Source organism: Streptococcus equinus (assembly GCF_900101445.1).
Classification (GTDB): domain Bacteria; phylum Bacillota; class Bacilli; order Lactobacillales; family Streptococcaceae; genus Streptococcus; species Streptococcus equinus_B.
Genome location: NZ_FNKE01000001.1, coordinates 1283287 through 1308859, shown reverse-complemented (window position 1 = coordinate 1308859; position 25573 = coordinate 1283287). Strand labels below are relative to the sequence as shown.

21 protein-coding genes and 1 tRNA gene are annotated in these 25573 nt (G+C 38.5%); 20 read left to right on the top strand and 2 right to left on the bottom strand.

What is annotated here, in order from left to right:
* The 4 genes from BLR83_RS06530 to BLR83_RS06515 all read left to right on the top strand — a co-directional run.
* The coding region (locus BLR83_RS06530; RefSeq protein WP_234793115.1) for a GHKL domain-containing protein at positions 1-240 on the top strand (240 nt) is incomplete at its 5' end.
* Positions 233-1615 (top strand): sensor histidine kinase, encoded by a 1383-nt coding sequence (locus tag BLR83_RS06525; RefSeq protein WP_234793114.1) that lies wholly within the window; start codon positions 233-235, stop codon positions 1613-1615. The genes BLR83_RS06530 and BLR83_RS06525, both read left to right, overlap by 8 nt.
* Positions 1612-2988: a sensor histidine kinase gene (locus tag BLR83_RS06520; protein WP_074560925.1), complete on the top strand. Its 1377-nt coding sequence runs from the start codon at positions 1612-1614 to the stop codon at positions 2986-2988. Before BLR83_RS06525 ends, BLR83_RS06520 begins: the two co-directional genes overlap by 4 nt.
* A 661-nt stretch (positions 2989-3649) precedes the next feature.
* Positions 3650-4384, top strand: coding sequence for a LytR/AlgR family response regulator transcription factor (locus BLR83_RS06515; protein WP_074560924.1), 735 nt, complete (start codon positions 3650-3652; stop codon positions 4382-4384).
* Between the two features lie 41 nt (positions 4385-4425).
* On the opposite strand, the gene BLR83_RS06510 is transcribed toward BLR83_RS06515, so the two are convergent.
* Positions 4426-4514: transfer RNA gene (locus tag BLR83_RS06510), tRNA-Ser, on the bottom strand.
* A gap of 187 nt (positions 4515-4701) precedes the next feature.
* On the opposite strand from BLR83_RS06510, the gene rsgA reads away from it, so the two are divergent.
* From rsgA to BLR83_RS06485, 5 genes are read left to right on the top strand one after another with little or no spacing between them, the layout of a single operon-like run.
* Positions 4702-5574, top strand: a complete 873-nt coding sequence (gene rsgA, locus BLR83_RS06505) for a ribosome small subunit-dependent GTPase A (protein ID WP_074560923.1) — start codon at positions 4702-4704, stop codon at positions 5572-5574.
* A gap of 6 nt (positions 5575-5580) precedes the next feature.
* Complete coding sequence (rpe, locus tag BLR83_RS06500) at positions 5581-6243, top strand: ribulose-phosphate 3-epimerase (RefSeq protein ID WP_074560922.1); 663 nt, start codon at positions 5581-5583, stop codon at positions 6241-6243.
* The gene (locus BLR83_RS06495; protein WP_074560921.1) at positions 6236-6868 is read left to right on the top strand and encodes a thiamine diphosphokinase; all 633 of its coding nucleotides are present in this window, start codon (positions 6236-6238) and stop codon (positions 6866-6868) included. The genes rpe and BLR83_RS06495 overlap by 8 nt, the downstream gene beginning before the upstream one ends.
* Before the next feature lies 1 nt (position 6869).
* Positions 6870-8144, top strand: a complete 1275-nt coding sequence (rmuC, locus tag BLR83_RS06490) for a DNA recombination protein RmuC (RefSeq protein ID WP_074560920.1) — start codon at positions 6870-6872, stop codon at positions 8142-8144.
* Positions 8134-9072: a 3'-5' exoribonuclease YhaM family protein gene (locus BLR83_RS06485; protein ID WP_006531898.1), complete on the top strand. Its 939-nt coding sequence runs from the start codon at positions 8134-8136 to the stop codon at positions 9070-9072. Before rmuC ends, BLR83_RS06485 begins: the two co-directional genes overlap by 11 nt.
* A 100-nt stretch (positions 9073-9172) precedes the next feature.
* Here the strand turns inward: BLR83_RS06485 and BLR83_RS06480 are convergent, their stop codons facing one another.
* Positions 9173-9637 (bottom strand): DUF3642 domain-containing protein, encoded by a 465-nt coding sequence (locus BLR83_RS06480; protein WP_159427754.1) that lies wholly within the window; start codon positions 9635-9637, stop codon positions 9173-9175.
* Positions 9638-9997: 360 nt separating this feature from the next.
* Here BLR83_RS06480 and purR point away from each other — a divergent pair, with 360 nt between their 5' ends.
* The 11 genes from purR (at position 9998) to BLR83_RS06420 (ending at position 25517) form a co-directional block, all read left to right on the top strand.
* Positions 9998-10813 (top strand): pur operon repressor, encoded by an 816-nt coding sequence (purR, locus tag BLR83_RS06475; RefSeq protein ID WP_039696241.1) that lies wholly within the window; start codon positions 9998-10000, stop codon positions 10811-10813.
* A 243-nt stretch (positions 10814-11056) separates the two neighbouring features.
* The gene (gene rpsL, locus BLR83_RS06465) at positions 11057-11470 is read left to right on the top strand and encodes a 30S ribosomal protein S12 (protein ID WP_003066537.1); all 414 of its coding nucleotides are present in this window, start codon (positions 11057-11059) and stop codon (positions 11468-11470) included.
* A 21-nt stretch (positions 11471-11491) separates the two neighbouring features.
* Positions 11492-11962: a 30S ribosomal protein S7 gene (rpsG, locus tag BLR83_RS06460; RefSeq protein WP_004233289.1), complete on the top strand. Its 471-nt coding sequence runs from the start codon at positions 11492-11494 to the stop codon at positions 11960-11962.
* Positions 11963-12163: 201 nt separating this feature from the next.
* The gene (gene fusA / locus BLR83_RS06455; RefSeq protein WP_074560918.1) at positions 12164-14242 is read left to right on the top strand and encodes an elongation factor G; all 2079 of its coding nucleotides are present in this window, start codon (positions 12164-12166) and stop codon (positions 14240-14242) included.
* A 207-nt stretch (positions 14243-14449) separates the two neighbouring features.
* Positions 14450-15463, top strand: coding sequence for a type I glyceraldehyde-3-phosphate dehydrogenase (gene gap, locus BLR83_RS06450; RefSeq protein ID WP_021143165.1), 1014 nt, complete (start codon positions 14450-14452; stop codon positions 15461-15463).
* A gap of 181 nt (positions 15464-15644) precedes the next feature.
* Positions 15645-16841: a phosphoglycerate kinase gene (locus tag BLR83_RS06445; RefSeq protein ID WP_033153373.1), complete on the top strand. Its 1197-nt coding sequence runs from the start codon at positions 15645-15647 to the stop codon at positions 16839-16841.
* A gap of 132 nt (positions 16842-16973) precedes the next feature.
* Positions 16974-17519 carry an FUSC family protein gene (locus BLR83_RS06440; RefSeq protein ID WP_074560917.1) on the top strand — a complete coding sequence of 182 codons (546 nt, stop codon included), beginning with the start codon at positions 16974-16976 and terminating at the stop codon, positions 17517-17519.
* An 81-nt stretch (positions 17520-17600) separates the two neighbouring features.
* Positions 17601-17972, top strand: a complete 372-nt coding sequence (locus BLR83_RS06435) for a MerR family transcriptional regulator (protein ID WP_015695674.1) — start codon at positions 17601-17603, stop codon at positions 17970-17972.
* Between the two features lie 48 nt (positions 17973-18020).
* A complete protein-coding gene (gene glnA, locus BLR83_RS06430; RefSeq protein ID WP_074560916.1) occupies positions 18021-19367 on the top strand; it encodes a type I glutamate--ammonia ligase in 1347 nt (448 codons plus the stop codon).
* A 191-nt stretch (positions 19368-19558) separates the two neighbouring features.
* Positions 19559-24076, top strand: a complete 4518-nt coding sequence (gltB, locus tag BLR83_RS06425; RefSeq protein ID WP_074560915.1) for a glutamate synthase large subunit — start codon at positions 19559-19561, stop codon at positions 24074-24076.
* Position 24077: 1 nt separating this feature from the next.
* The gene (locus BLR83_RS06420) at positions 24078-25517 is read left to right on the top strand and encodes a glutamate synthase subunit beta (protein ID WP_074560914.1); all 1440 of its coding nucleotides are present in this window, start codon (positions 24078-24080) and stop codon (positions 25515-25517) included.
* The last annotated feature ends 56 nt before the right edge of the window (positions 25518-25573 follow it).

Genomic DNA, 25573 nt, shown 5'->3' with positions numbered 1-25573 from the left:
TATCAAGATGGTGACTTTGTTTTTATGATTGAGAATTCAACTAAGGAAAAATCGGTGGATTTAACTAAGATTTTTGAGCGTGGCTATTCAACCAAGGGAGACAATCGCGGACTTGGTCTAGCAACACTGATGGATTTCCAAGATGACTACGAAAATTTGTCAGTTGAAACCCGCAGTTCAGATTATACATTTACACAAGTAGTGAGAATATACGATAGAGAAGGTAAAAATATTGGATAATTTAATAATTATTTTTGGCCTTTTGGTTAATTTTATAGGTTTTATTATATTAGGAATTTTATTTCAACAGATAACAAAGGTTAAAATAACGTTTTTAGAGTGGATATTGATAATAATATTTGTTCAAACTGGTTCATTTTTAATGGACCCTAAAAAATGCTCGACGGTTATTTTAGTACTAATAAAAGATATTTCAGTGATTTTTTGTTTAATCTCACTTTCATTTCGCCATAATCCTAAAATAGGGATAAGATATCATATTTTTTATGCTTTGTATCCGATTAACCTTTATATGATTTTACAGGGAGTTTATGGTTATGGTATATTAGCAATCTTTTCAATAAAATTAAATCCATTCGCAATGACTTCACCATCGTTAGGAATTCTGATTGTCATGATGACTGAGGTTATTATTCCACCGATTTTTTACTATTTAATTTCAAAATGGTTGAATATTGATATTTCAAATGTTCGAAAAACGCTTAAAAATTACCTTAGTGCAAGAGCACTTAGGCTTGTTAATGTTGCTTTGCTGATTTTTTATCCAGGAATGGAATGTTTTGCCGCACTAACGCCTTTTGAGGATATGTCAACGAATAGAAATATTTATAGAGCAGTTATCTTCGTCTATTTCATCCTTCTTTTTATCTTTCTCTTTTATCTTAATTTCCGTCATGGGCAGGAGCAAAAAAATGAATTGCTTCGCAATCAGGAGATGGAGCTTGTGGCACTTGAAAATTATAGCAAGCACGTGGAAAGTTTGTATCAGGAGGTTCGCAGCTTTAGACATGATTACGCTAACGTCCTGATGAGTTTAAAAATGGGGATTGACCAAGGCAATCTTGATGACATCAAAAAAATTTACGAAGAAATCACGGCCGATTCGACGAAACTGGTCAAAAATAATAAATTTGATTTGACTCGTTTGGCTAACATCACAGACAGCGGCGTCAAAAGTCTCATGTCAGCTAAGTTTTTGCAAGCTGAAAATCAGGGCATCGAGATTAGCCTAGAAGTTGCCGAAAAAATGGGAACTCCTATGATTCCATTGATTTCTTATATTCGAATTTTGTCGATTTTGTTTGATAATGCCATAGAAGGTGCTTTGGAGTCTGCGGATCCTAAAATCTCAGTTGCTAACTTTTATCAAGATGGTGACTTTGTTTTTATGATTGAGAATTCAACTAAGGAAAAATCGGTGGATTTAACTAAGATTTTTGAGCGTGGCTATTCAACCAAAGGAGACAATCGAGGACTTGGTCTAGCAACACTGATGAATTTTCAAGATGATTACGAAAATCTGTCGGTTGAAACCCGCAGTTCAGATTACACATTCACACAAGTAGTGAGGATATATGAGGGAGATAGTAGATGATTGAGATTGTTGTATTTATTATTACAATGCTTTTGAATTTTGTGGGATTCGTTATAGTAGGGATTCTATTTCAACAAATAACAAAGGTTAAATTAACGTTTTTAGAATGGGTATTGATAATCATATTTCTTCAAGTAGTTTCTTTTTTAATGAATCCTCAGAAATATTCACAGGTTATTTTAGTATTAATAAAAGATATTTCCGTGATTTTTTGTTTAATATCACTTTCATTTCGTCATAATCCTAAAATAGGAATGAGGTATCATGTATTTTATGCTTTATATCCAATTAATCTTTATATGATTCTACAAGAAGTTTATTGTTATATTATATTTGCAATTTTTTCAATGAAATTGACTTCATTTACAATGGCTTCACCATCGTTAGGAAAAATAATTGGAATGATAGTTGCAGTTATTATTCCGCCATTTTTTTACTGCTTGATATCAAAATGGTTAAATATTGATATTTCAAATGTCAGAAAAACACTAAATAATTATCTTAGTGCAAGAGCGCTCAGGCTTGTTAATGCTACTTTGTTGATTTTTTATCCGGGAGCGGAATGTTTTGCGGCTATAGCACCTTTTGAGAATATGTCGACAAATAGAAGTGTCTATAGAGCGATAGTCTTCCTCTATTTCATTCTTCTTTTTATCTTCCTCTTTTATCTCAATTTCCGTCATGGACAGGAGCAGAAAAACGAATTGCTTCGCAATCAGGAGATGGAGCTTGCGGCACTTGAAAATTATAGCAAGCACGTGGAAAGTTTTTATCAGGAAGTTCGCAGTTTTAGGCATGATTACGCCAATGTTTTGATGAGCTTAAAAATGGGGATTGATCAAGGTAATCTGGATGACATCAAAAAAATTTATGAGGAAATCACCGAAGATTCGACGAAACTGGTCAAAAATAATAAATTTGACTTGACTCGTTTGGCTAACATCACAGACAGCGGCGTCAAAAGTCTCATGTCAGCTAAGTTTTTGCAAGCTGAAAATCAGGGCATCGAGATTAGCCTAGAAGTTGCCGAAAAAATGGGAAATCCTAGCATTCCATTGATTTCCTATATCCGAATTTTATCGATTCTGTTTGATAATGCCATAGAAGGAGCTTTGGAATCTGCGGAGCCAAAAATCTCAGTCGCTAACTTTTATCAAGATGGTGACTTTGTTTTTATGATTGAGAATTCAACTAAGGAAAAATCGGTGGATTTAACTAAGATTTTTGAGCGTGGCTATTCAACCAAAGGAGACAATCGAGGACTTGGTCTAGCAACACTGATGGATTTCCAAGATGATTACGAGAATTTGTCGGTTGAAACCCGCAGTTCAGATTACACATTCACACAAGTAGTGAGAATTTACGAGTCATAATTTTCTTAAAAAGCTAATTTTTGTCCTCTTAGGAATGTTTTTTGTCCTTTTAGGAATTGGGCGTCAAATTGGCACGAAAAAAAGGTATGATAGATATGGTTATCAGAGGATAACTTCTTAGTTGGAACATTGACAGATTAGATTTTTTATCGCTTTTGCTTTTTGGGTTAGTGGCAAATGAGTTTAGAAATCTTAAGAGTTTTATTGATCAATCAGCCTGCTATTTCAGGTCAGTTATTATTGGAGATTAGGGGGAAATAATAGCTGACATTATTGTCAAGTATTAGTTTAACTTTTGACATCTGTTTTTTCAGAGAATACTTACAATACTTTTAAAATCATTTCTGGGGAAGATAAAGGTGATTTATGCGCTAGTATTAGTGTTTTTCTGGGAGAAAAATCCATCCATAAAAAAAGAACTACTTGATATTAAAAGGAAATAGTTTGATGAGATTGTAGAGAGAAAGACGAGCGGAGCACTAGTATCCTTCATCGACCGCACACCAACCCTTTCTACGCATCGAGTCATGAGTGTTGAGTTTAGAAGATAAGACGTTTTTGTTTGCAACTAATAGTTTTTTAGTCCCTGTCGGTCGATAGGGATTTTTTATATGTTACAATAATAGATGATCAATGATGTTATTGTTTAAGGGAGAAAACAATGCTTGATATCTATGTATTGGAAGATAATGTAAATCAGCAGTTCCGTATTGAGAAAATGATTGGAGACTTACTTGAGACGAATCAGTGGGAAACTCGTCATTTTGATTTATTTAGTGAACCTGATTGTTTAACTAACCTAGTTGAGGAGTCTTTTCCTCAAATTTTTTTCCTGGATATTGATATTCACGGAGATAATACCAAAGGAATCGAAGTGGCTAAGGCGATAAGGGAAAAATCACGTACGGCAACAATTGTTTTTGTGACGACTCACTCTGAATTCATGTTATTAACTTATCGAGCACAGGTTAGTGCACTTGATTTTATTGATAAAACAGATAAAGATGATGCGATAAAAGATAACTTAAAAAAATGCTTGCAAAAAGTTTTTGAGGATCAAGGACTTAACATTCCTAAGGAAATATTTGTTTTTGAAAATAACAAAACGAAAATCCGCATTCCTATGGAAGATATCCTTTATTTTGAAACCGCAGAAAGCCATCGTCTAAAGTTGATTACAAAGACTGGGCAACGTCACTTTTATGGTTCAATCAAAGAAGTGATGCAAGCTAATCAGAAATTATTTAGATGTCATAAATCATATCTTATTAACCTAAATAATATTGTTAGGTTAGATAAAAAAGAAGGTTTGGTTTATTTTGACGATGATAAAGCTTGTTATGTTTCTAGAAAATATATCAAAGACTTAAGATCAAAAATGGAAAATCTGAAATAGAAAAAACGCCAGCTTGTTAGTTGGCGTTTTGTGCTTTAAAAAGGAAAGGACGGGATTTGAACCCGCGTGTGAAAGGATTCCACTTGCCAGATTTCGAGTCTGGTGCCGTACCAAGCTGGGCCACCTTTCCAAGCTCTAATAGGAATGTGAAGTGTACTTAATCAAAAACACTAGTTAAGTCCGCATTTCTAAAAGACAATGTCATTATACTCCTTTGGAGTAAAAAAGCCAATCAAGTGAAATCTTTTGGCTTGATTACTGAATAAACGCCCATTTTTTGCTATAATGGGACTATCAATCAAAAAAAGGAAATACATTTGCAAGGTAGAATTATCAAGTCTCTAGCAGGTTTCTATTATGTAGAATCTGATGGAGTTGTTTATCAAACACGTGCGCGTGGAAATTTTAGAAAAAAAGGTCAAACACCTTACGTCGGTGATTTTGTTGATTTTTCAGCAGAAGACCATTCAGAAGGTTATATTTTAGCGATTCATGACAGAAAAAACAGTCTTGTTCGCCCACCAATTGTCAACATCGACCAAGCGGTGGTCATCATGTCAGCTAAGGAACCTGATTTTAATGCTAATTTGTTAGATCGTTTCTTGGTTTTATTAGAGCATAAGGCGATTGAACCAATTGTTTATATTTCAAAAATGGATTTATTGACAAATCCTGATGAGATTGCAGCGATTCAAAAACAATACCAAGAAATTGGCTATCAATTTTGCACATCTTTAGACGAATTGCTTCCGCTCTTGACGGACAAAGTGACCGTCTTTATGGGACAGACAGGTGTTGGAAAATCAACGTTGTTAAACAAGATTGCTCCTGACTTAAAACTAGAAACAGGTGAAATCTCAGATAGTCTTGGGCGTGGTCGACACACGACACGAGCTGTTAGTTTTTATAATGTCAACGGTGGTAAAATCGCTGACACGCCAGGATTTTCTTCACTGGATTACGAAATAACTAATGCAGAAGATTTGAACAAAGCTTTTCCAGAGCTGCGTCGCTTAAGTCATTTGTGTAAATTCCGTTCATGTACGCATACTCATGAACCATCGTGTGCGGTCAAAGACGCCGTTGAGTCTGGAGAACTTTGGCAGTCACGTTATGATAACTATCTTCAATTTCTCAGTGAAATTGAGAATCGTCGCGAAACATATAAGAAAGTTGTAAAAAGAAAGTAGGTACTTATGTCAAACAATAAAATCGCTCCATCAATTTTAGCTGCTGATTATGCTAACTTTGCTTCAGAATTAAAACGTATTGAAGAAACAAGCGCTGAATATGTGCACATTGATATTATGGATGGCCAATTTGTACCTAACATTACTTTCGGTGCAGATGTTGTGGCTAGCATGCGTAAACACAGCAAACTCGTTTTTGATTGCCACTTGATGGTTGTCAATCCAGAACGATTTGTTGATGCTTTTGCACAAGCTGGTGCTGATATCATGACAATTCATGCAGAGTCAACCCTTCACATTCACGGTGCCCTTCAAAAAATTAAAAAAGCTGGCATGAAAGCTGGTGTTGTTATCAATCCAGGTACACCTGTTTCAGCTATTGAACCTGTTTTGAGCTTGGTTGACCAAGTGCTTATCATGACAGTTAACCCAGGATTTGGTGGTCAAGCCTTTATTCCTGAAATGCTTGACAAGGTTCAAAAAGTCGCTAAAATTCGTGACGAAAAAGGTTATGACTTTGATATCGAAGTTGACGGCGGTGTGGATAACAAGACTATTAAAGCTTGCTACCAAGCTGGAGCTAATGTCTTTGTTGCAGGATCATATCTCTTTAAAGCTAGCGATTTGACTGCACAAGTAGAAACATTGCGCGTGGCTTTAGATGACTAAGGTAGCTGTATTTGCTGGTGGTCAATTATCAGATTTCTCCACTGGATTTGATGTCTTTGTTGGTGTGGATCGAGGCAGTTTGTTTTTGTTAGAAAATCAGCTTCCACTGGATATTGCAGTTGGTGATTTTGATTCAGTTAATCAAGATGAATTGCAAGGGATTCAGCATGAGGCAGGTGTTTTTATAAAAGCTAATCCTGAAAAGGATGACACTGACACAGAACTAGCTCTAAAAACTGTTTTTGAGCAGTATCCGAAAGCCCAAGTGACTATTTTCGGAGCTTTTGGTGGTCGAATTGATCATATGATGTCAAATCTCTTCTTGCCTGGGGATCCTGATCTAGCACCATTTATGCGTCAGATAACGTTGCGAGACAAGCAAAACAGTATTCAGTTTTATCCAGCAGGGACTTGCCAAGTTTTGCCAGAAGCCGAAATGACCTATGTGTCTTTCATGGCTGATGGGGATGCGGATTTAACCATTGAAGGAGCTAAATATAATTTGAATGCTAAGAATTTTTTCAAAAAGAAAATCTATTCTAGCAACGAATTTTTAGACCAGCAGCCTATTACAGTTACCTTAGCATCGGGTTATCTTATCGTTATTCAAAGTAAGGATAGGTAATATGTTAGTAATGACTTTATTGTTAGGAGTCATCGGAGTTGCTTTGTTGATTTACCTTTTATCAAAAATTGCAAAGCTAACTGATGATTTATCACAAAAAATGGACGATAATGCAGATAATTTATCTGACCAAGTATCTTACCAACTTGATTTAGCTCAGAAAGATCAGGTCTTGGCTTTGAATAATCAGCTTAATCGTCTGCAAAATGATTTATACACACAATTAAATGATATTCGCGATGTGCTTCACAAAAGTTTGAGTGAAAACCGCGACCGTTCTGACCAACGCTTAGAAATCATTAATCGTAATTTGACAAATTCTGTCAAAGAAATGCAAGCGTCTAATGAAAAACGCTTAGAAGAAATGCGTCAGACCGTTGAAGAAAAGCTAGAGCAGACTTTGCAGAATCGTTTGAAAGCTTCGTTCGAGACAGTTTCAAAACAATTAGAATCTGTTAACCAAGGCTTGGGTGAGATGAAAACAGTCGCTCAGGATGTTGGTACCTTGAACAAGGTGCTTTCTAATACGAAAACACGTGGTATTCTCGGTGAGTTGCAATTAGGGCAAATTATCGAAGATATTATGACGCCAAGTCAGTACGAACGTGAAGTGCCAACCGTTTCTGGCTCAAGCGAACGCGTGGAATATGCCATCAAACTCCCAGGAGTTGAAGACGATGGTTATGTTTATTTGCCAATCGATTCAAAATTTCCGTTGGAAGATTATTATCGCCTAGAAGACGCTTATGAAAGTGGCGATAAAGAACAAGTTGAACTTTATCGTAAGTCACTTTTAAATAGTATCAAACGCTTTGCTAAAGATATCAATAAAAAATACTTAAATCCACCTGAGACAACCAATTTTGGTATTATGTTTTTACCGACAGAAGGATTGTATTCAGAAGTGGTTCGCAATGCTAGCTTCTTTGATAGCTTGCGACGTGATGAGAATATTGTTGTGGCAGGTCCGTCAACGCTGTCAGCTCTGTTAAATTCGCTTGCTGTCGGATTCAAAACTCTTAATATTCAGAAAAATGCGAACGATATCAGCAAGATTCTAGGGAATGTTAAGGTGGAATTTGAGAAATTTGGCAACATGCTTGTTAAAGCTCAAAAACAAATTAACACTGCAAATAATACCTTGGATAGCTTGATTTCCACACGAACAAATGCGATTATCCGTGCGTTGAATACAGTAGAATCTTACCAAGATCAAGCTACGAAAAGCTTGCTTAACCTCCCACCATTAGAAGAAGAGGACAATCATGAAAATTAGTCAAATGAAAAAAGACGAACTCTTTGAAGGGTTCTACTTGATAAAATCTGCAGAACTTCGTAAGACAAGAGCTGGTAAAGATTACATCGCCTTCACCTTCCAAGATGATAGTGGTGAAATCTCAGGAAATCTTTGGGATGCTCAGCCTTATAACGTTGAAGAATACACTGCAGGTAAAGTTGTTTATATGAAGGGACGTCGTGAGGTCTATAACGGCACACCTCAAGTGAACCAAATTACGCTACGTAATACACGAGAAGGTGAGCCAAATGACCCACGTGATTTCAAAGAAAAATCACCTGTTGATGTTCTTGATGTTAAAGAATATCTTGAACAGATGATGTTTAAAATTGAAAATGCGGTTTGGCAACGTGTGGTCCGTGCACTTTATCGCAAATACGACAAAGAATTCTTTACATATCCAGCTGCTAAAACCAACCACCATGCTTTTGAATCGGGCCTAGCCTACCATACAGCAACTATGGTTCGTTTGGCAGATGCAATTGGTGATGTTTATCCGCAGCTTAATAAGAGCTTGCTTTACGCTGGTATTATGCTCCATGACTTGGCTAAAGTTATTGAATTGACAGGGCCAGACAACACAGAGTACACAGTTCGTGGTAATCTAATCGGTCACATTGCTTTGATTGATGAAGAAATTACAAAAGTTCTGACAGAGTTAAATATCGATGATACGAAAGAAGATGTTATCATTCTTCGACACGTTGTTTTAAGTCACCATGGTTTACTGGAATACGGTAGTCCAGTCCGTCCACGTGTCATGGAAGCAGAAATTATTCACATGATTGATAATATCGATGCTGAAATGATGATGATGACAACGGCCCTAAGCCGTATCGATGAAGGTGAAATGACAAATCGTATCTTTGCTATGGACAACCGTTCTTTCTATAAACCAAAGCTATAATTAATCGATTTAAGAAATTCTAACCGTGGTTCGTCCACGGTTTTTTTAATATAAAAAAGGTATCCAGACGGATACCTTTAATGATGTACAGTTGTATTATTTATGGCTTAGTATAGATATCTTGATCGCCATCACCTTCAGTCAAAGTGAGTTGATTACCGTCTAATTGATAGGTTTTCATATCATCACCGATTAGGATAATCTGCTTGTCAGCATTGACTTTTACGGGATCAATATCGATTTCTCCATCGTATTCTTTGGTTTCTAGTTGCCCAGTTCCGTTTTTGATGGTCAAAGTTTTTACTTCATCAAATCTCTCTAGGACATAAGTTCCATCCAAAACAGTTGATGGCGCTGCGTTAGAAATATCTGAGCTGGAAGGACTAGATCCTGGATTGGTTTGGCTTGGCGTGGAAGTAGTAGAGCTTGAGCTAGAGCTACTTTCTGAGATAGTTGAGCTAGTTGTTGCAGTTTGATTTGAAGGAGTAGCGTTGTTTTGCGCCTGACAAGCTCCTAAAAAAATCGTTAAGAGTAGCAACCCAGTTAATGTAAACAGCTTTTTCATAATCGAACCTCCGTTTCTCATTGACTCGTGTGCAAATGCACGAGGGATTATCAATTAAACCAGAAATATTAGTTATATTATTTACAGCAGCTTTTCTTACCATTATTATATCATCGAGCATTTTTTACTGTCAAAAGATATCGCTTACAACGTTGGTGTGACAACTTTTCTTCCGATTTTTAGGGCGAAATATCATGGTTAGAAAAATATCAAATAACAAAATATTTTAATATTATGCTCTCTGGAATACCTTTACATTAGGAAAAAACATAAAAAATGTAGTTTTTTTATTAAAATGTTCGTTTTTTTCGTCTTCTTATGTTATAATAACAAAAACAGATACTAAAAAATGGAGAAATTATGAAATTACGACGTAGTGAACGCATGGTTGTCATCTCCAACTATTTGATTAACAACCCTTATAAGTTGACAAGCTTAAATACTTTTGCTGAAAAATATGAAGCAGCAAAATCTTCGATTTCTGAAGATATCGCCATCATCAAAAAAGCTTTTGAAGAATCTGGAATTGGCGAAATTGAAACAGTCACAGGGGCAAGTGGAGGTGTCATTTTTACACCAGGAATCTCTGAAGAAGAAGCAAGAGCGGTTATTGAAGACTTACGTGATAGTATGTCAGAAAGTAATCGTATCCTTCCAGGTGGTTATATTTATTTATCAGACTTGCTAAGTACCCCACGCATTTTACAAAGTGTTGGGCGTATTATTGCTAATGCCTTTAAAGGACACAAGATTGATGCTGTTATGACAGTTGCAACAAAAGGTGTGCCACTAGCTAATGCTGTAGCGAATATTTTAAACGTACCTTTTGTTATCGTCCGTCGAGACCTTAAAATCACTGAAGGGTCTACGGTTTCTGTCAATTACGCAAGTGGATCAAGTGACCGTATTGAAAAGATGTTCTTGTCAAAACGTAGCTTGAAACCAAATAGCCGAGTATTGATTGTCGATGACTTCCTTAAAGGTGGTGGTACTATTTCTGGTATGGTTAGCCTTTTGACAGAATTTGATAGTACATTAGTTGGAGTTGCTGTTTTCGCTGAAAATGCACAAGAAAAACGTGACCGTATGAACTACAAATCATTGTTAAAAGTTTCAGAAATTGACGTTAAAAATAACCACGTTAAAGTTGAACTTGGTAATATCTTTGACAAATAATCAGAAAGAGGCGATAGCCTCTTTTTGTATCTCCGAAAATAATGTTTTAAAACAGGAAAAACAAGCAAAATCAGTTGACATGTTGCTAGTCTTATGGTATTATTATGAACGGTACTTTTTACTTTTGGTCTCTCCAGAGTGTACAGAGACGTGCTGACAAATGTTGCAAAGTACACATTTTAGATAGGAACTGTCACCAAGCGTCCTATCAACCAAAATAAAAATCTTACAGGAGAAAAGTAGATGCCTACAATCAACCAGTTGGTACGTAAACCACGTAAATCTAAAGTTGAAAAATCTAAATCACCAGCTCTTAACGTTGGTTACAACAGCCACAAAAAAGTTCAAACTAACGTATCTTCACCACAAAAACGTGGTGTTGCAACACGTGTTGGAACAATGACACCTAAAAAACCTAACTCAGCCCTTCGTAAATTCGCTCGTGTACGTTTGAGCAACCTTATCGAAGTTACTGCATACATCCCAGGTATCGGACACAACCTTCAAGAACACAGTGTTGTTCTTATCCGTGGTGGACGTGTAAAAGACCTTCCAGGGGTACGTTACCACATCGTTCGTGGTGCACTTGATACTGCAGGTGTTGCTGACCGTAAACAAAGCCGTTCTAAATACGGTGCTAAACGTCCTAAAGGATAATAAGAAGGGAGATAAGAAAGAATGAGTCGTAAAAATAGAGCGCCAAAACGCGAAGTATTGCCAGATCCATTATACAATTCACAACTTGTAACACGTCTTATCAACCGTGTTATGCTTGATGGTAAACGTGGTACTGCTGCATCAATCGTATATGATGCATTTGAACAAATTAAAGAAGCTACTGGAAACGATGCACTTGAAGTATTCGAAACAGCTATGGAAAACATCATGCCTGTTCTTGAAGTACGTGCTCGTCGTGTCGGTGGTTCTAACTACCAAGTCCCAGTTGAAGTTCGTCCAGAACGTCGTACAACTCTTGGACTTCGTTGGTTGGTAAACGCATCACGTGATCGTGGTGAACACACTATGAAAGATCGTCTTGCAAAAGAAATCCTTGATGCCGCTAACAACACTGGTGCTTCAGTTAAAAAACGTGAAGATACACACCGTATGGCAGAAGCAAACCGTGCATTCGCACACTTCCGCTGGTAATCTGCAAGATAATGATACGTCGCTTCGAATGCATTTAACTTGTTTTACTACTGACATTCGAAACTGGCTTAATCAGAATTTATTTCTGTTTAAGTTGTATCAAATTTAATAAAACATCTTTAGAACGGGTAGGTCCTGCCTATCCGTTCTAAAAGTATGTTATAATAAAGTAGTAAACTAAATTTATAATAGGAGAAAAAAATGGCTCGCGAATTTTCACTTGAAAAAACTCGTAACATCGGTATCATGGCTCACGTCGATGCTGGTAAAACAACAACAACTGAGCGTATTCTTTACTATACTGGTAAAATCCATAAAATCGGTGAAACACACGAAGGTGCTTCACAAATGGACTGGATGGAACAAGAGCAAGAACGTGGTATCACAATCACTTCTGCCGCTACAACTGCACAATGGAAAGACTACCGCGTAAACATTATCGACACACCAGGGCACGTGGACTTCACAATCGAAGTACAACGTTCACTTCGTGTTCTTGATGGTGCGGTTACAGTTCTTGACTCACAATCAGGTGTAGAACCTCAAACAGAAACAGTTTGGCGTCAAGCTACTGAATACGGTGTTCCTCGTATCGTATTCTCAAACAAAATGGACAAAATCGGTGCTGACTTCCTTTACTCAGTAAGCACACTTCACGATCGTCTTCAAGCTAACGCTCACCCAATTCAATTGCCAATCGGTTCTGAAGATAGCTTCCGTGGTATCATTGACTTGGTTCGTATGAAAGCTGAAATCTACACTAACGACCTTGGTACAGATATTCTTGAAGAAGACATCCCAGCAGAATACGTAGATCAAGCTAACGAATACCGTGAAAAATTGATCGAAGCAGTTGCTGAAACTGATGAAGAATTGATGATGAAATACCTTGAAGGTGAAGAAATCACTGAAGCTGAATTGAAAGCTGCTATCCGTAAAGCAACTATCAACGTTGAATTCTTCCCAGTTCTTTGTGGTTCTGCCTTCAAAAACAAAGGTGTTCAAATGATGCTTGATGCGGTTATCGACTACCTTCCAAGCCCACTTGACATCCCTGCAATCAAAGGTATTAACCCAGATACAGATGAAGAAGAAGAACGTCCAGCTTCAGATGACGAACCATTTGCAGCCCTTGCGTTCAAGATCATGACTGACCCATTCGTAGGTCGTTTGACATTCTTCCGTGTTTACTCAGGTGTATTGAACAGTGGTTCTTACGTTCTTAACACATCTAAAGGTAAACGTGAACGTATCGGACGTATCCTTCAAATGCACGCTAACCACCGTAACGAAATCGAAACAGTTTACGCTGGTGATATCGCCGCTGCTGTTGGTTTGAAAGATACTACAACTGGTGACTCATTGACTGATGAAAAAGCTAAAGTTATTCTTGAATCAATCGATGTTCCAGAACCAGTTATCCAATTGATGGTTGAACCTAAATCTAAAGCTGACCAAGATAAAATGGGTATCGCTCTTCAAAAACTTGCTGAAGAAGATCCAACATTCCGTGTTGAAACTAACGTTGAAACTGGTGAAACAGTTATCTCTGGTATGGGTGAACTTCACCTTGACGTCCTTGTTGACCGTATGAAACGTGAATTCAAAGTTGAAGCTAACGTAGGTGCTCCACAAGTATCATACCGTGAAACATTCCGTCAAGCTACTCAAGCACGTGGATTCTTCAAACGCCAATCTGGTGGTAAAGGTCAATTCGGTGATGTTTGGATTGAATTTACTCCAAATGAAGAAGGTAAAGGATTCGAATTCGAAAATGCTATCGTCGGTGGTGTGGTTCCTCGTGAATTCATCCCTGCAGTAGAAAAAGGTCTTCAAGAATCTATGGCTAACGGTGTTCTTGCTGGTTACCCAATGGTTGACGTTAAAGCTAAACTTTACGATGGTTCATACCACGATGTCGACTCATCTGAAACTGCCTTCAAGATCGCTGCATCACTTGCACTTAAAGAAGCTGCTAAAACTGCACACCCAGTTATTCTTGAACCAATGATGCTTGTTACAATCACAGCTCCAGAAGAAAACCTTGGTGACGTTATGGGTCACGTTACAGCTCGTCGTGGACGTGTTGATGGTATGGAAGCTCATGGTAACAGCCAAATCGTTCGTGCCTTCGTTCCACTTGCTGAAATGTTCGGTTACGCAACAGTTCTTCGTTCTGCAACTCAAGGACGTGGTACATTCATGATGGTATTTGACCACTACGAAGACGTTCCTAAATCAGTTCAAGAAGAAATCATCAAGAAAAATTCTGGTGAATAATTACTCATAAAAAGGATGCTCAAATGAGCGTCCTTTTTTGTAATGAAAACGGTAATAATATTTGCAATTTTAGCGAAATAGTTATATAATAATAGCGTTGAAAGGTTGATTTGTGCCTACGTAAGTTAATCTTTTCACAATTGTCTAAAAGGGAAACCTTTTAAAATAAAAAATTTTTTTTTGATTTTCATAAGGAGGAAATCACTAATGGTAGTTAAAGTTGGTATTAACGGTTTCGGTCGTATCGGTCGTCTTGCATTCCGTCGTATCCAAAACGTTGAAGGTGTTGAAGTAGCTCGTATTAACGACCTTACTGACCCAGCTATGCTTGCTCACTTGTTGAAATACGATACAACTCAAGGTCGTTTCAACGGTGATGTTGTTGTTAAAGATGGTGGTTTTGAAGTTAACGGTCAATTCGTTAAAGTTTCTGCTGAACGTGACCCAGAACAAATCGACTGGGCTAACGACGGTGTAGAAATCGTTCTTGAAGCAACTGGTTTCTTTGCAACTAAAGCTGCTGCTGAAAAACACTTGCACGAAGGTGGAGCTAAAAAAGTTGTTATCACTGCTCCTGGTGGATCAGATGTTAAAACAATCGTATTTAACACTAACCACGAAATCCTAGATGGTACTGAAACAGTTATCTCAGCTGGTTCATGTACAACTAACTGTCTTGCACCAATGGCTGACGCTTTGAACAAAAACTTCGGTCTTAAAGTTGGTACAATGACTACAGTTCACGGTTACACTGGTGACCAAATGACTCTTGATGGACCACACCGTAAAGGTGACTTCCGTCGCGCACGTGCTGCTGCTGAAAACATCGTTCCTAACTCAACTGGTGCTGCTAAAGCTATCGGTCTTGTTATCCCTGAATTGAACGGTAAACTTCAAGGTCATGCACAACGTGTACCAGTTCCAACTGGATCACTTACTGAACTTGTTTCAGTTCTTGACAAAAAAGTAACTGTTGAAGAAGTTAACGCTGCTATGCAAGCTGCTGCAACTGAATCATTCGGTTACAACACTGACCAAGTAGTTTCAAGCGATATCGTAGGTATCTCATTCGGTTCATTGTTTGACGCAACTCAAACTGAAGTAACTGAAGCTGCTGACGGTACTCAATTGGTTAAAACTGTTTCATGGTACGACAACGAAATGTCATACACTTCACAACTTGTTCGTACTCTTGAATACTTCGCAAAAATTGCTAAATAATCATTGAGTTGATCAGTTAAAGAGAGGATTTATTCCTCTCTTTTTTTGTTTTCTGTAAATATGTTCCTTAGATCTCGTGCGCTTGTAGGAGGCGAGGGACAAATTCTATTGATTTAACTACCTCTTTTACAGGTTTTGTGATATAATTAGCATGTATAAAAAATTATAAGGAGTCCTATCAATGGCTAAATTGACTGTTAAAGACGTTGATTTGAAAGGTAAAAAAGTCCTTGTCCGTGTTGACTTTAACGTACCTTTGAAAGATGGCGTTATCACTAATGACAACCGTATTTCTGCGGCTCTTCCAACAATCAAGTACATCATCGAACAAGGTGGTCGTGCAATTCTTTTCTCTCACCTTGGACGTGTTAAAGAAGAAGCTGATAAAGAAGGTAAATCTCTTGCTCCAGTAGCAGCTGATTTGGCAGCTAAACTTGGTCAAGATGTTGTCTTCCCAGGTGTTACACGTGGTGCTGAACTTGAAGAAGCTATCAACAACCTTAAAGATGGTGAAGTTCTTCTTGTTGAAAACACTCGTTTTGAAGATGTTGACGGTAAAAAAGAATCTAAAAACGATCCAGAACTTGGTAAATACTGGGCTTCACTTGGTGACGGAATCTTCGTTAACGATGCATTCGGTACTGCACACCGTTCACACGCATCTAACGTAGGTATCTCTGCAAACGTTGAAAAAGCTGTTGCAGGTTTCCTTCTTGAAAACGAAATTGCTTACATCCAAGAAGCTGTTGAAAACCCAGTTCGTCCATTTATCGCAATCCTTGGTGGTTCAAAAGTTTCAGATAAAATCGGTGTTATCGAAAACTTGTTGAAAAAAGCTGATAAAGTTCTTATCGGTGGTGGTATGACTTACACATTCCTTAAAGCACAAGGTATCGAAATCGGTAACTCACTTGTTGAAGAAGACAAACTTGATGTTGCTAAAGAACTTTTGGCTAAAGCTAACGGTAAATTGATCTTGCCAGTTGACTCAAAAGAAGCTAACGCTTTTGCTGACTACACTGAAGTTAAAGATACTGAAGGTGCAGCTGTAGATGCTGGATTCCTTGGTCTTGATATCGGTCCTAAATCAATCGCTAAATTCGACGAAGAATTGACTGGCGCTAAAACAGTTGTTTGGAACGGACCTATGGGTGTATTTGAAAACCCTGACTTCCAAGCTGGTACAATCGGTGTAATGGACGCTATCGTTAAACAACCAGGCGTTAAATCAATCATCGGTGGTGGTGACTCAGCTGCCGCAGCTATCAACCTTGGCCGTGCAGACAAATTCTCATGGATCTCTACTGGTGGTGGAGCTTCTATGGAACTTCTTGAAGGTAAAGTACTTCCAGGTCTTGCTGCATTGACTGACAAATAATTCTCAACTTTGAGAATAGAAGAGCCCTTTGGGGCTCTTTTTTGTTTACACTTGAAAAAGTAAACGCATTCCAGTCTAGCGAAAACGATTTAAAATGTGTTAAAATAAAGAAAATAAATTGGGTTGTGGGTTATGAAGTATTTGAAAGATCTTTTATCAAATTATAAATTTGATCCGAGTAAGTTTAAGTTAGGGATGCGAACGCTGAAGACAGGTTTGTCTGTCTTTTTGGTTCTTTTATTATTTCATTTATTTGGTTGGGAAGGGCTGCAGATTGGAACGCTGACGGCTGTTTTCAGCTTACGTGAAAGTTTGGATAAAAGTGTTCACTTTGGTTTTTCACGTATTGTTGGAAATAGTGTCGGTGGTTTTCTGTCTTTGCTCTTCTTTTTAATTAATCAATTTTTCCACAACCAATTTTGGGTGACTTTGATTTTTGTTCCAGTATTTACAATGCTTGGGATTATGATCAATGTTTCGATTAATAATAAAGCAGGGATTATTGGTGGAACTTCGGCACTTTTAATTATTACGTTGTCCATTCCTGCTGGGGATACGATTTTATATGTCTTTGCAAGGGTGTTTGAAACATTCTGTGGAGTCTTTGTTGCTATACTCATTAATTCTGATGTAGATATGGTTCGCGAGTGGTTGAAAAATAAAAATGAAAAAAATTAATCCTTAATGTTATATTTTCTAACATATGGGGTTGACAGTTTAGAATTTTCAGACTATAATAATTATCGGAAGGAGGTCATCATGAAAGAAAAAGAACTCAGACGTTCCATGGCGGTTTTTCCCATTGGGACAGTAATGAAATTGACCGATTTAACAGCACGTCAGATTCGTTATTATGAGGATCAAGGGTTAATAACCCCAGAACGTACTTCAGGTAACCGTCGTATGTTTTCATTAAACGATATGGATCGATTGCTTGAAATTAAAGATTTCCTTGACGAGGGGCTTAACATTGCGGCTATCAAACGTGAATACGCAGATAGACAAGATAAAGCACTTCAAAAGCAGAAGTCTTTAACTGATGCTGATGTTCGTCGAATCTTACAAGATGAACTCCGAAACCAAGGTCGTTTTTCGGCCCCATCACAGTACATTAGCAATTGGCGCATCTAAAAATAAGCGCCGCTCGGTTATTTCGGTTTTAAAAGGAGACCTAAATTCATGACTATTACAGCAGCTGACATCCGTCGCGAAGTCAAAGAAAAAAATGTTACATTTTTACGCTTGATGTTCTCAGATATCGCTGGAACATTGAAAAACGTAGAAATCCCAGCAACTGACGAACAACTTGACAAAGTATTGTCAAACAAAGCAATGTTCGATGGTTCTTCAATCGAAGGTTTTGTACGTATCAACGAATCTGATATGTTCTTGCACCCAGATCTTGATACATGGACAGTGTTCCCTTGGGGTGGTGAAAATGGTGCTGTTGCAGGTTTGATCTGTGATATCTACACTGCTGAAGGTGAACCATTTGCAGGTGACCCACGTGGTAACTTGAAACGTGCACTTCGTCACATGGAAAAAGTTGGTTTCAAATCATTTAACCTTGGTCCAGAACCAGAATTCTTCTTGTTCAAATTGGATGAAAAGGGTGAACCAACTCTTGAAGTAAACGACCGCGGTGGTTACTTCGACCTTGCACCAACTGACCTTGCAGATAACACTCGTCGTGAAATCGTTAATGTTTTGACTGAAATGGGATTTGAAGTTGAAGCAAGTCACCACGAAGTTGCAATCGGTCAACACGAAATCGACTTTAAATATGCTGATGTTTTGAAAGCATGTGATAACATTCAAATTTTCAAACTTGTTGTTAAAACAATTGCTCGTAAACATGGTCTTTACGCTACATTCATGGCTAAACCTAAATTTGGTATCAACGGTTCAGGTATGCACTGTAACATGTCATTGTTCGATTACGATGGAAACAATGCTTTCTTTGATACTGAAGATCCAAAAGGTATGCAATTGTCTGAAACAGCATATTACTTCCTTGGCGGTTTGATGAAACACGCTTATAACTACACTGCAATCATGAACCCAACTGTAAACTCATACAAACGTTTGGTTCCTGGTTATGAAGCACCTGTTTACATCGCATGGGCTGGACGTAACCGTTCACCACTTATCCGCGTACCTGCATCACGTGGAATGGGTACTCGTTTGGAACTTCGTTCAGTTGACCCAACTGCTAACCCATATCTTGCTCTTGCTGTCCTTCTTGAAGCAGGTCTTGATGGTATTGAAAACAAAATTGAAGCACCAGCTCCAGTTGAATCAAATATCTACATCATGACTCAAGAAGAACGTAAAGAAGCTGGAATCCGTGATCTTCCATCAACATTGCACAATGCCGTTAAAGCATTGCAAGATGATGAAGTAGTTAAAGCTGCTCTTGGAAATCACATCTTTACAAACTTTGTGGAAGCTAAGAAAATTGAATGGTCAAGCTATGCGGCCTTTGTTTCACAATGGGAAATTGACAACTATCTAGATCTTTACTAAGAAGTAGTAGTAAGTAAGACAGCTTCTGGCTGTCTTTTTTTTACCAAAAAATACCACATTCTAAATAGAAAGTTTAAATAAGAGCTATTCTAATTAGAGAGAATGTGGTATAATGTGAAGTAAATATTCTGAATAATTAGACTATTTTAGTCAGTTTTAGACTATTTGTATTAATGATAGGAGTAAGAGCTATGAATGAAAGTGCTTTGAGGGCGCAACAGACAACGCTTTGGGATCCATCTTTTGAATCAGATGCCTGTGGGATGGGGTTTGTTGCACAACTCGATGGTGAAGCAAGTCATACTTTGATTGATTATGCCTTGACAATGTTGACACGTATGAATCACCGTGGTGGTACAGGTGCAGAGCCTGATACTGGTGATGGTGCCGGAATGTTGCTTGCTTTGCCAGATGAATTTTTCCAAGTAAAAGCAAAAGAAGCAGGTTATGATTTACCTAAAAAAGGTGACTACGCTGTTGCACAACTATTTTTACCTCAAGATGCTGAGGCTAAAGATAGCCTTCTAGAAGCAGTTAAAGCAGAAATTAAATCAGCTGGTTTCCATGTCTTGATGACTCGTGATGTGCCATTTAATTATGATAATTGTGGTCCAGCGGCACAAGAAATTATGCCAAGCTTTGTTCAAGTTTTTGTTAAAAAACCTGATGATACAAAAGCTGGTCGTGATTTTGAAGACAAATTGTTCCGCTTGCGTCGTCAACTTGAAAAGAGCTTTTCATCTGATGAATTTTTCATCTGTTCTCTTTCAAGCAAAACAATTGTGTATAAAGGGATGCTTCATGCCTTCCAAGTAGGACTATTCTACCCTGACTTGCAAGATGAACATTTTAAATCACACATTGCATTGACACACTCACGTTTCTCTACTAATACTTTCCCTTCTTGGGACCGTGCTCAACCATTCCGTTTCTTGGCACATAATGGTGAAATCAATACCCTTCGTGGTGCAGAAAACTGGATGCACAGCCACCAGATTGAAGTTTATAATGAAGAAAACTCAGATTCTGCCAAGTTGGAAAACTGTTTGGAGTACCTTTATCGCAATGGTCGTGATATTCCACAAAGTCTTTTGATGATGGTACCAGAAGCTTGGGGTGACGAGTCAGGTCTTCCTGATGACCTTAAAGCATTTTATGAATATGCATCAAGTTTTGTAGCTCCATGGGATGGTCCAGCTGCTCTTGTCTTTACAGATGGTGACATGGTTGGTGCTCGTTTGGACCGTAATGGTTTGCGTCCTAGCCGTTATTCATTGACAAAAGATAATTTCTTGATCTGTTCAAGTGAATCTGGGGTTGTTGACCTTGAACCAAGCCGCGTTATCGAAAAAGGTGTGCTTGGTCCTGGTAACATGATGTTGATTGACACAACTTCTGGTAAATTGATGCGTAATGAAGAGGTCAAAGCATACTATGCTGCTCAACATCCATACAAAGAATGGGTTGAAGAAAATATTGCACATCTTAATGACTTTGAAGCTTCAGAATTAACTCAAGAAACAAATGACATTGAAACAATGTGGAAAGCTTACGGATATAATGAAGAAGTTATTCGTACAGTTATCCTCCCAATGTCTGAAAAAGGTGAAGAACCTGTTATTTCTATGGGATTTGATAGCCCGCTAGCAGTTCTTTCTAATAAGAGTCAATCTCTTTTCACTTTCTTTAAACAACAATTTGCCCAAGTTACAAACCCACCAATTGATGCGATTCGTGAACAAATCGTCGTTTCAACAAGTGTTTACCTTGGTGGCGATGGTAACTTCAAAGTTGATGGTGCTGATAACTGTGTTAAAGTCAAAATTGACAGTCCTGTTCTTTCAAGTGAAGATTTTGCAAAAATCGCTAACTTGAAAGATGAACGTTACCGTGCAACAACTCTCTCAACAGTTTATGATGTGGTTGAACCATCACATAATCGTTTGCAACGTGCCTTGGAAAATCTTTTCAAAGCCGCTGAGAAAGCTGTTGATAAAGGTAGCAAGATTATCATCCTTTCAGACCGCAATGTAAAAGAAAAACAAACAACAATCCCAATGCTTTTGGCTGTATCTGGTTTGAATAACTACATGGTTGTCAAAGGAAAAGCTAGTCAATTCTCAATCGTTGTGGATACAGCAGAAGCAATTGAAGTTCATCACTTTGCTACTTTGGTTGGTTATGGTGCTGCAGCTGTTCACCCTTATGGTGCTTATGCAACATTGAAAGAATACGGTAAAGATGAAACAGCATTTGAAAAATACCGTAAAGCCGCTGAAAAAGGTATCGTTAAAGTTATGAGCCGTATGGGGATTTCGACAATCCTAGGTTACAAAGGAGCTCAATTGTTTGAAGCAGTTGGCCTTTCAGACTCAGTTGTTAACAAATACTTTACAGGTACAGTAACACGTATCGGTGGATTGTCACTTGACCAAATTGAAAAAGAATATCTTCAACGAATGGAAGATGCTTTTGGTCCTCGTCGTGGTGACTATTTGCAAAGTGGCGGTATTTATCAATTCAAAGCTGACGGTGAATATCACCTATTTAATCCACATACAATCTACAATTTCCAACAGGCTGTTCGTAAAGGAGATTACAAACTCTTCAAAGAATACACAGCAGAATTAGATAAAGAAGCCTTGTCTACTCCGACAACTCTTCGCTCAATTTGGGAATTCAAATCAGATCGTCCAAAAGTTGACCTTTCTGAGGTTGAACCTGCAGAAGCAATTGTTAAACGTTTCAAAGTTGGTGCCATGAGTTTTGGTTCACTTTCTAAAGAAGCGCACGAAACAATCGCTGAAGCAATGAACTCAATTGGAGCTAAATCTAACTCTGGTGAAGGTGGCGAAAACCGTAATCGTTTCAAAGTGCAACCAGATGGTCGTAACTTGAACTCTAAGATTAAACAAGTCGCTTCAGGACGTTTTGGTGTCAACGCTGAATACCTTATGTCTGCTGAAGAAATCCAAATCAAGTTGGCACAAGGTGCAAAACCTGGTGAAGGTGGTCAGTTGCCTGGCCAAAAAGTCTTCCCATGGGTTGCTGAAATTCGTGGTGCAACGCCTGGTGTGCGTTTGATTTCACCACCACCTCACCATGATATCTACTCAATCGAAGATTTGGCTCAATTGATTTATGACCTTAAAGCTATCAATCCTTATGCTAAAATCAATGTTAAATTGGTTTCAAGTACTGGTGTTGGTACAATCGCTACAGGTTGTGTAAAAGCTGGTGCTGACAAGGTTGTTATCTCTGGTTATGACGGTGGTACTGGAGCTTCTCCTCGTAACTCTGTTCGTGATGCAGGTCTTCCATGGGAAATGGGATTGGCTGAAGCTCACCAAACATTGTCACTTAACCGCCTTCGTCAACGTATGACACTTGAAACAGATGGTAAATTGATGACAGGTCGTGATGTTGCCATTGCCACACTTCTTGGTGCAGAAGAATATTCATTTGCAAGTTTGACATTGATTTCTATCGGTTGTGTCATGATGCGTGTATGTTCTCTTAATACTTGTCCTGTTGGTGTTGCAACGCAAAACCCAGAACTTCGTAAACACTTCGCTGGTAAACCTGAACATGTTATCAACATGATGATGTTTATGGCAGAAGAATTGCGTGAATACATGGCTGAGCTTGGTTTCCGTTCTGTTGATGAAATGGTTGGACATTCAGAAATCTTGAAAGCTAAATTTGTTCCAAAAGGTAAAGCTAAATCACTTGATTTCTCTCGTATGCTTGGAACAGCTTATCCAATTGAACGTAAGACAGAAGATCCATTTGCTGAAGCACGTCAATGGAAAGAATTGGATGGATTTGCCAAAGCCGCTGTCGATAGTGGTACAAGCGTAACAGTCAAAGAAACAATCAACAATGTTCAACGTGCTGTCGGAGCTCGTATGGCAGGTTGGATGGCTGAACGTTATGGTAACTACTCAGTTGAACCTGGGTTGATTAAGTACGAATACACTGGTATTGCTGGTCAATCATTTGCAAGCTTTATTACTCAAGGTATGGAATTGACTTTGGTTGGTGAAGCCAATGACTACATTGCTAAATCTATGTCAGGTGGACGTTTGATTGTGAAACCACCACATGATGCTGCTTATGATATCGAAAATTCACCAATCGTTGGTAACGTTGCCCTCTTTGGTGCGGTTAAAGGTGAAGCTTACTTCGCTGGTCGTGCTGGTGAACGTTTCTGTGTTCGTAACTCAGGTGCGAAAGTTGTTGTTGAAGGTGTCGGAGCCCACGGTTGTGAATACATGACAGGTGGTGTTGCGGTTATCCTTGGTACAACAGGTCGTAACTTCGCTGCTGGTATGAGTGGTGGTGTTGCTTACGTTTACGATGCTGATGGTGATTTCGCTGAAAAAGTTAACCGTCAAATGGTTGATCTTTACAAAGTTGGTGAAACACGTGGTGATGATGTCTTGGTAGACATGATTCAAAAACACTACGAATACACTGGCAGTGCCAAAGCTAAACGTTTGCTTGATAACTGGGCACAAGAAGTTGATAAATTTGTCAAAGTTTACCCAACTGAGTTCCACGAAATCAATAACATTGAGTATGCTCTTGCTAACACTGGTCTAGAAGGTGACGAACTTGAATTGCGTACTTTCGAAATTGCAACTGGTGGAGCTGAAACAGCAGCAGAAAAAGAAGAACTTCTCGCACAAGTAACAGGGGGTAAATAAAATGGCTAATCCGTTTGGATTTTTGAAATATGATCGAAAAGACAATCCGTTTCGTCCTGTTGCTGAACGCATCTTGGACTTTGAAGAATTACAAGTTCCATTAACAGCAGAAGAGCGTCAAAAACAAGCTGCGCGTTGTATGTCTTGTGGGATTCCTTTCTGTCACTCAGGACAATTTTACGGTGGCGGACGTGCGGTTTCAGGTTGTCCAAATGACAACTTGATTCCTGAATGGAATGATCTTCTCTATAAAGGTGATTACAAGCGTGCATTTGAGCGTTTATCACGCACTAATCCGTTTCCAGAGATGACTGGACGTGTTTGTCCAGCTCCATGTGAAAAAGGCTGTACAGAGGGTCTCAATGGCTCTGGTGTTACTATCCATGATAATGAACGCTTTATCATTGATACAGCCTTTGAAAATGGTTGGGTAGAAGAATCAGGTCGCCCTGCTTTCCGTACTGGATTTAAAATTGCTGTAATTGGTTCTGGTCCTGCAGGTCTTTCAACAGCATGGCGTCTTAACAAACTTGGTCACAGTGTCACAGTTTATGAACGTAGCGATCGCTTCGGTGGACTTTTGATGTATGGTATTCCAAATATGAAGTTGGATAAAGAAGTTGTTCAACGTCGTATCGATCTTATGGAAAAACTTGGTATCAATTTTGTTGCCAACACAGAAGTTGGACGTGACATCACTGCTGATGAATTGTTGAAAGAATATGACCGTGTAGTTCTTGCAACTGGTGCTAGTGTGCCACGTGATTTGGATGTTCCTGGTCGTCACTTGACTGGTATTCGATTTGCAGTTGATTTCTTAACAGAAACAACTAAAAATGTTCTTGCATCTGAAAACAAAAAACTTGGTCCAACGCTTGAAGGTAAACACGTTCTTGTTATCGGTGGTGGGGATACTGGTAATGACTGTATCGGTACAGCGGTTCGTTTAGGTGCAGCAAGCGTTAAACAGCTTGAAATCACTCCAGAACCGCCAGAAAAACGCTTACCAACTAATCCATGGCCACAATATCCAATGATCAAACGCGTTGGATACGGGCAAGAAGAAGCCAATTATGTGCAAGACACAGATTTGACAACTTATGCAACATCAACAACAGAATTTATTGGTGCTGATCGTGGTCAAGTCATTGCTGCGAAAACTATCAAAGTTGGTCCTGGTTTCAAACCAATTGAAGGTACAGAAGAAACGATTAAAGCTGACCTTGTCTTGTTAGCAATGGGATTCACTGGCGCTGAAAAATCACTCTTTGAACAATTTGGTGTCCAAAGTGTTTATGATGATTATTCAACTAACAACGATCGTGTCTTTGTTGCTGGTGATGCTCGTCGTGGTCCAAGTCTTGTCATTTGGGGAATCCGTGAAGGACGTAAGGCTGCAGAACAAATCGACCAAGGCCTTCGTGTCATGGTTGCTCAATAATGAATTAATCTAAGCGTTTAACACACATTCTTGTTTTCAATCATAAAAAAGCTGCC